The organism is Actinokineospora enzanensis DSM 44649, from assembly GCF_000374445.1.
Taxonomy (GTDB): Bacteria; Actinomycetota; Actinomycetes; order Mycobacteriales; family Pseudonocardiaceae; genus Actinokineospora; species Actinokineospora enzanensis.
Window position 1 is genome coordinate 220458 of record NZ_KB894410.1, and the last position, 7086, is coordinate 227543.

Annotated in this window: 8 protein-coding genes; 6 read left to right on the forward strand and 2 right to left on the reverse strand. The window is 66.7% G+C overall.

What is annotated here, in order from left to right:
• Nucleotides 1-385: 385 nt before the first annotated feature.
• Nucleotides 386-1189: a hypothetical protein gene (locus tag C503_RS0113015; protein WP_156893172.1), complete on the forward strand. Its 804-nt coding sequence runs from the start codon at nucleotides 386-388 to the stop codon at nucleotides 1187-1189.
• A gap of 64 nt (nucleotides 1190-1253) precedes the next feature.
• Here the strand turns inward: C503_RS0113015 and C503_RS0113020 are convergent, their stop codons facing one another.
• On the reverse strand, nucleotides 1254-2042 hold the full coding sequence (locus C503_RS0113020) for a class I SAM-dependent methyltransferase (protein WP_018682652.1): 789 nt from the start codon (nucleotides 2040-2042) through the stop codon (nucleotides 1254-1256).
• 250 nt (nucleotides 2043-2292) lie between these two features.
• Here C503_RS0113020 and C503_RS0113025 point away from each other — a divergent pair, with 250 nt between their 5' ends.
• On the forward strand, nucleotides 2293-2733 hold the full coding sequence (locus C503_RS0113025; RefSeq protein WP_026316247.1) for a DUF488 domain-containing protein: 441 nt from the start codon (nucleotides 2293-2295) through the stop codon (nucleotides 2731-2733).
• Here C503_RS0113025 and C503_RS0113030 read toward each other — a convergent pair.
• Nucleotides 2730-3485: a hypothetical protein gene (locus tag C503_RS0113030; protein ID WP_211222388.1), complete on the reverse strand. Its 756-nt coding sequence runs from the start codon at nucleotides 3483-3485 to the stop codon at nucleotides 2730-2732. The two genes, C503_RS0113025 and C503_RS0113030, sit on opposite strands and share 4 nt — an antisense overlap.
• Nucleotides 3486-3962: 477 nt before the next feature.
• On the opposite strand from C503_RS0113030, the gene C503_RS0113035 reads away from it, so the two are divergent.
• From C503_RS0113035 to C503_RS0113050, 4 genes are all read left to right on the forward strand, one after another.
• Nucleotides 3963-5129, forward strand: coding sequence for a sensor histidine kinase (locus C503_RS0113035; RefSeq protein ID WP_026316249.1), 1167 nt, complete (start codon nucleotides 3963-3965; stop codon nucleotides 5127-5129).
• Complete coding sequence (locus C503_RS0113040) at nucleotides 5126-5887, forward strand: response regulator (protein ID WP_156893174.1); 762 nt, start codon at nucleotides 5126-5128, stop codon at nucleotides 5885-5887. The genes C503_RS0113035 and C503_RS0113040 overlap by 4 nt, the downstream gene beginning before the upstream one ends.
• Complete coding sequence (locus C503_RS0113045) at nucleotides 5884-6306, forward strand: hypothetical protein (RefSeq protein ID WP_033400544.1); 423 nt, start codon at nucleotides 5884-5886, stop codon at nucleotides 6304-6306. The genes C503_RS0113040 and C503_RS0113045 overlap by 4 nt, the downstream gene beginning before the upstream one ends.
• A gap of 106 nt (nucleotides 6307-6412) precedes the next feature.
• Nucleotides 6413-6793: a hypothetical protein gene (locus C503_RS0113050; RefSeq protein ID WP_018682658.1), complete on the forward strand. Its 381-nt coding sequence runs from the start codon at nucleotides 6413-6415 to the stop codon at nucleotides 6791-6793.
• Nucleotides 6794-7086: the final 293 nt, after the last annotated feature.

The window sequence follows — 7086 nt, forward strand, 5'->3', positions numbered from 1 at the left end:
CAGCGCTTCCTGCTACGAACGCGGGCGGTTACCTTACGCCCCAGGGCTTGCAGACGCGGTCGCTGACCTGCTACCGCTCTTCGGCGACACCCTCCCGACCTTTGCCCACGACCTGCGAGTTCTACTCGCCGGTAGCACTCCACGGGCCGCTTTGCCGAACACCAGCGCGACACCGAGATCAAACTCTGGCGCCGACCTGACTAAGGGCCACGTGGTATGCGAAACCGGCGAGAGTCTGTTTTGGACAATCAACTCGATGGCGATCCATCGTGGACAGGGTTGGCGAATAACGATCGAGATGTGTTACTTGTCGCCATCGCGTCCCGGTAACACCCACCCGCGCGTGCCGATGCAGTGATCGGATTCCAGCGAGCGAAGGCGGACGATGAGCGCGATTCCCCAGGTCCGCCCCCAGGTGGGCAACTACTTCCGGTTCCTGCTGCCCGACGGCTGGACGGTGCAGGAGAACAGCAACATGCTGTGCCTGAACTCCCCGGATCAACAGGCGGCGATCATGACCGTCGGCCTGGTCGGTCTGTTCCAACCGTTCACCCCGGATCAATTTGCCGACTACGCAATGCGGATGCAGGGCATGCCGGTCGTCGCCTGGCAGTCTGGCCGCCCCATCCCGCCCCCGCCCGGCACGACGGCCGCGGGCCTGTTCGAGCTGACCTACGCGATCGGCCAGATCACCTGCCAGGCCATCGTCGTCTCGCACGTGACCCACGGCTACGGCCAGTGCAACGCCGCCATCACCATGGCCGCCGCCCAGACCCCCGCCTGGCCCACCTACCGCGACTGGCTCCCCGACGTCGCCGCCCAGGTCACCCCGGCGGGCTCGCAGACCTACATGGCAGGCGCGCTTGCCCGGCAGAACCTGGACAACTCCATCGCCCTGGGCCAACGTTTCCAGGAGGTCAACGACCACGGCCAACGTCGCTGGCAGGAAGTCGTCGACCAACGCTGGCAGTCCGACGAACGCCACGGCTTCGAGTTCCGCGAGGCGCTGGGCAATGTCGACACCCGCGTGAATCCCTATGACAACAATCGTCCGATTGAACTGAGCACCCAGTACCGCTTTTACTGGATCAACCGCCAGGGCGACATCCGAGCCAGCGACGACCCCAACTACGACCCCCGAGTCGGCTCCACCGACGACTGGACCATCATGCCTCGCTACCGCCCCTGACCCGCGACGTGGTGGCGAGGTCGCCATCCATCTCGGACGCTGCACGTGCTCTGGACACGGTCGGTCAGTGCGATGGGAGAGTTCCCGAGATCGACATGAGCGGGTGGGACCAGGCGGTGAACTCGGGATTGTCGAGGAGGGCGTAGAAGTCGTCGAGGTCTCGGGTGGATACGCCATCGGCGATCAGTTGGTCGGACGTCTGTTCCACGTTCACGCGATAGAGCCGGATCTCGTCGCTGCCGCCGCGCCACAGCACGGTGTGGGTGCGGACGTCGATGTCACGCAGGTCGCGGGCGGCGAACTCCTCGGGCAGTGACGTGGCCCAGTCGACCCCCACTTCCCGAGCACGGAGAGCCCGGAGGAACGGCAGGTGCACGGCATCGAACGACGCACGGTGACGCGCGTCGGCGGCCAGCGGCGTCAACGGGTGCTCCAAGTCGAACTCCTCCAGGACAAGCCGCCCGCCCGGCTTGAGGCACGAGATCAACCGATCGAGCACCGCGCGCCGCAGGGGTAGGTGAATCAGCACAAGCCGAGCGTGGATGAGGTCGAAGTCCGCCCCGGGCAACTCGTCCTGCACCACGTCGTGCTTGCGCACGGTGAGAGCGGGGTGGTCACTGCCCGCCATCCACCGGGTGTCGATATCGGTGACCAGCACCGACCCGTCGGTACCGACCCGATCGGCCAACCAGCGTGCGATGCCGCCGTCGCCGCCACCGATCTCCCAGCACCTCCACCCCGGCGCCACCCCGGCGGCGGCGAGTACGGCGTGGCTGTCGGGATCGAAGACGGCCAGTGAGTCGAACCGCGTCCGGTTGCGGTGATCGGCGTTGTCGAACACGTAGCGGGCCATCGGTTCTCCACTCGGTCTGTGAGGCAAGCGTGCGGGCTCCAGGAGAGCGTGTCTGGGCTTCACAGATCAAGTTCCGGCGACGAAGTCCGTCACTCGGCACGATCGAGCGCACCCGACACTGGGTGGTTGAGGTGACACATCCGTTGGCGCCGTGCGTCGTGAAATGGTCACCATGTCGCTGGGACAGGTCCCGCAGGCGTTTGTGGTACCGGCGGTCGCGGTCGCCGTGAGGGTGTGCCAGGGTGCCGGGGTGACCAGTGAGTCAAAGCGGGACGAAATCGTGGGTGTCGGATACGAGGGGCGAGGCGTTGACGAGGTGCTGGGCGACCTGGTGCAGCGGGGGGTGCGCACACTGGTCGACGTTCGGTTGACGCCGCTGTCACGGAAGCGGGGGTTCAGCAAGCGGGCTCTCGCCGAGGCGGCTGCCTCGGTGGGGATCGACTACGTGCACCTGCGAGGCCTGGGCAACCCCAAGGAGAATCGGCCCGGTTTCGCCGGTGATGCCACCGCCCTGGCCGCGGCCAGGGCGAACTACCGCGACCTGGTCACGGCTGACACCGCCGCAGGGGATCTGGCCAGAATTGCCAAGCTCGCCGCCGCCGGACCGGTGGCCTTGCTGTGCTTCGAAGCCGACGAGCAGCGCTGCCACCGGCATGTGCTGCTCGACCTCGTCGGTGTCCGGCATCGTTAACGGGCTGCGGTGTACACGCCCAACACACTGAAAGTCTGCTCCCATTTCGCCTGGTTGCCGACGTAGAACGCGGTGTCCTGTCCGGGGCGCACCTTTTCCGCGAAAAACTTCTGCTCGATTGCGCTGATCACCTCGGCGTCGGTCAGATTTCTCAGCCGATGCTGCAACGCCACGAGTTCCCAATCCAGCATTCCTTGCTCGTGGCCGCGACATGATCGGTGAGTGCACCGGTACACGTACTTGGCGGTGAACCGCGGGGCTATTAGCGGCGTCCCGGAAACCCCGAACAGGTCTTCGGCCGCCGCCGCTCGGTCGATGGCCCGTTGCTGCTCCGGTTTCCAGCCCGAGTTGGGGCGCACCCGGAGGCTGCTGACCTCCGCCGGGCGGATCACGGCGAGGGAACGGCCGGGTGGGGCTGACCGGACCTCGGCGAGCAGTTCGCACATGGAGTGCTGGATGTGGTGGTCGATGTGGCTGCGGCGCTGCTTGCCCGGAGGGATCACTCTCTCGCGGCGGATGCTGCCGAGGTCTGGTCGCCAGCTCTCCAGCCTGCGATCGTTGCGCGCAGGCTTGGCGCGTAGCCGCACGACCTCGTACTTGCGGAACTGGTCCACCGCGTCCTGGGCGCGGAAGTTGATCGGGTAGAGCCGGACCCAGGACTCCTGGCCGAGCCCTTGCCTGATCCCCGCGACGCATACCGTTTCCCCATAGGCGTTCGATGGTGTGGGTGCTGCTTTCACGGTGATCAGCACGCGCATGTCCACCAGCCGTCGCCAGCGGGTTTGGGTTTGGGTTCGGGCTCCGGATCGAACATCGACGGCTGCACGGTCGACACCCCCAGCATTCCATGTGACCTATGGATAGCAGGGATGAGCACCCCTATGGTGCCGCCGATTGAGGGTTTCGCCGCCGTGAGGGAACCGGAGGGATCAACTCGATGGCACAGTTGCTCAGGTCGATGCCGAACAGGGACGCAGCTCGGACAGGAGTAGCCGCCGATGCGGGCGTGTCGGGTTCCGAGCTCCGCTGAGGGAATGACGGCTGCCTTCAAGCGAAACACGTACGACAGTCGTGGTGGTAGGAAGAGTTCAACTCTTTGGTGCGATGGTGGCGTTTGACTCCCGGTGCCCAGGGGACGGAGACCACCCGATTGCGAGTCACCTGAGCTTGGCGTGGTCGGGCCTCGGCCGCATCATCGATGGTGTGGATGACTTGGTGCGGGTTCCCGGATGACAGGAACTGCCAGGCCTGGGAGCCCGGACGTGGTCCTGTTGGCGGCGACGACGAGCAAGTTGCTCAAGCCGTTCGAAGCGGTGGTGTTGTTGTTGCAGGCCACGAACCTCGTCATGAGCGCGGTCAACGACCGGTACCGCCCCGGTGCGCTCTGGATCGTAGTAGCAATGGGAGTGGCGCACCTGGCGTTGGCGGTGTTGGTGCTCTACCAGCGCGGGCCGTTGACCCGTGGGCACGCGTGGACGTGCGCCTGGATCGCCATGATCTTCGTGGTGCAGTTGGCGCTGGGACACCTGCTCGCACCGGGGGATTTCGCGTCCTACGGCAACGGGGTGCCATTGGGCAACTACGCCTTGATCCCGCTCGCGGTTTTCGCTTTCTATCCGTGGGGTGGGTTTCGCAGCTCACGGCAGCGGTGGGCGATCGAGTGCGGGCTGGTCGTGGCGATCTCCCTGCACCCGCTGCTGATCATCGGGTTGCTGCGCCGCTGGGACCTCAGCCCCTTGCACCTGCGCAGCGTCGCGCTCTACGCCGTGTGGGCGATCGTGTGGTTCCTGGTCGGGAAAGGGATCGCCTGGCTGTGCCGGATCGCGGTGCGAGTGGAGACAGAGGCATTGACCCGCAGCTACGAGGCGGCGCTGGGCGACTTCCACTCCCACGTCGAGAGTGCCGCGCGCCGCATCGACTCCGGGCAGGACCCGCGCGAGGTGGGGCGTGAACTCCGCGAGATCACCTACCAGCGGCGCAGACAACTCTTGTTGCAGGAGCACAACGCGGGGGCGGTCGACATCGTCAAGAACGCGGTGCGCCTGCACGGTGACCGGCTGGCCTTGCTGTCGTCTCCCGAGATGGGCGCGTTGACAGTCCCACGTGAGCAGGCGATCGTCCTGGAGCAGGGGCTGGCAGACTTGCTCAAGAACGTCGTCGACCATGGTGGCGGCGCCGTGGACCTCAGGTTCGCGATGCACGGCGCGACCATGGTTTTCGACGTCACCGATCGAGGGCCGGGCTTGCCATTGAAGGCGTTTGCCGATCCGGCGAGCAGCATGCAGCGCCTGCGCGCCAGACTCGTGGCCCTCGGTGGCGACTTGGTCCTGCGAGACCCCGGAGCCGAGGGTGGCGCGGCACTGCGGTTGACGCTGCCCCTGCGATTGGGCAGGTGAGCGAGATGCGTGTGCTGCTGGTCGAGGACGAGGGGATGACGGCGCACATGGCGGTTACCGAACTCCGCGACCTGCTGCTGTGCGAGGTGACCATGGTGTCCGATCCGGTGGAGGCGTTGACTTGGCTGCACCGCGAACCCTTCGACATCGCCGTTGTCGACATGCTCTACCAAGCGCATTCGGTAGAGTTCGAACGGCGCAGGCGGCTTGGTTCGGTCCGGCTCACCGACCCGCGGCTACATCTGAGCGGCCTGGCGGTCCTGCACGCAGCGCGCATGGCCAACCCCGAGGTCCGGACCGTCCTGTGGACCAACGGCGAGTCCAACCGGCGGCTGCACATGCTGTTCGCCCGCGAGCAGTTCGGCTGCCGGGTCATGTGCCCCAAGGATGCTGTGGGCAAGCTCGCCGCAGCGGTCCGCGCGGCCGCGGCCGGGCAGGACCACGTCGACCCCGTGTTGAGGATGTACTTCCCGCCCGCGAACACACCAACCCTGGCGGAGACGTTCTTCACCTCCAGCACGAGACTGGCGGTCTGGCGCGCGATGGCGCTCGGGGTGCACGAACACGCCGCCATCGGCAAGATCGTCGGAGTCACCGCAGGCACCGTCCGGCGCGGCATGGATGCGCTCCGCGCCAAGCTCGTGGCCTTCGACCCCGGCTGCACACAAGATGGCCCACCCACCGCCGAGGTCGTCCGCTACGCGAGCCAGAACTGGCAGTTCTTCCTCGACGAGACTGTCCGGGAGTTCCACCGGTGACCGCACCTCGCCGTTGGTACATGGGTCCCTGGTTGCCCTACAGCCTGCTCGCCGCGTTGGTCGCGATCTGGGTCCTGCTCGCTGTGACGGTGCCCGCCACCACCAGCAGGCAACTGACCATCGACGTCTCCTGCTCGTCCGGCAACCCGCCCGTCGGGGTCTGGGTGGAGTCCAGCACCGGCGGGTCCTGGTGGGCGATAGAGGGGGAGCCCGGAGCGGGCCCGGCCCGGCGGTTCGTCTTCCAGCAGGAGTTCAACGGGCCCTACCAAGTCAACGTTGGGTGCGGCGGGACAGCGGCGAACTGGGGGATCTCCGCGTCCTCTGTCGAGGCCACGCAACCGTTCCGGTACTTGGTGTGCGAGGACCGCCACGGCACCGACACCTCGGGCGGTCGATGCGAAGACCAACCCGCCGGATAGGCGACGGCATCCACATTTGTCCGTTCTCCGCGCGCCGGACGCCAGCCAGAGTCAGTGGTGCAGGTGGTGCGACCCGCGCCACCGAAACCACGAGGAGTCCGACGTCATGAAGACCTTGACCCGCGTCCTCGGCACAGCGGCGGCGACCGCGGCACTCGCGCTCATCGCCCCGACGGCCGACGCCACCCCCGCCCACGCCAACAGCGAGAGCAGGTTGCAGTACGCGACCATGCTGGTCCAGTCAGGAGCGGCCGCCCGCACAGACGCCTACCTCAACAACACCTTCCTCGGCTGGGTCACCGCCGACCCCGGCTCCGACTACCAGGTGTCCTGGGTCGACTGCTGGAAGGACGGCGACTGGGCCACCGGCAACTACTCCAGCAACCGCTGGTTCAAGGCGTACGTGACGCACACCGGTGGCGCGACGCAGTGGGCTTTCGTCCACTCCTCCTACGTCACCAATCAGTCGGCTGTGCGGGGCTGCTGACCAGTCGCCTGGCCCGCGGGAACACACCCCGCGGGCCAGGCTTCGGTGTGTCCGTCACGCAGGTCTGCTGAGGGCGAGCCGGATGTGCTTTCGGGGCGGGCTGAACTCGACGCATGCACACCGTGACGGCGACTCCACATCGGACTGGCACTCACCCCGATAGATGTCTACGAGTGCCAGCCGCCCGACAATCGGTATTGCCCATGTTTTGTGTCCCCGACGCGGCACGTACAGAATCCACACGCGCGCCGGTTGGGGGTCCGGGGGCGCAGCCCGCCGGGCGGGTCTGGGGT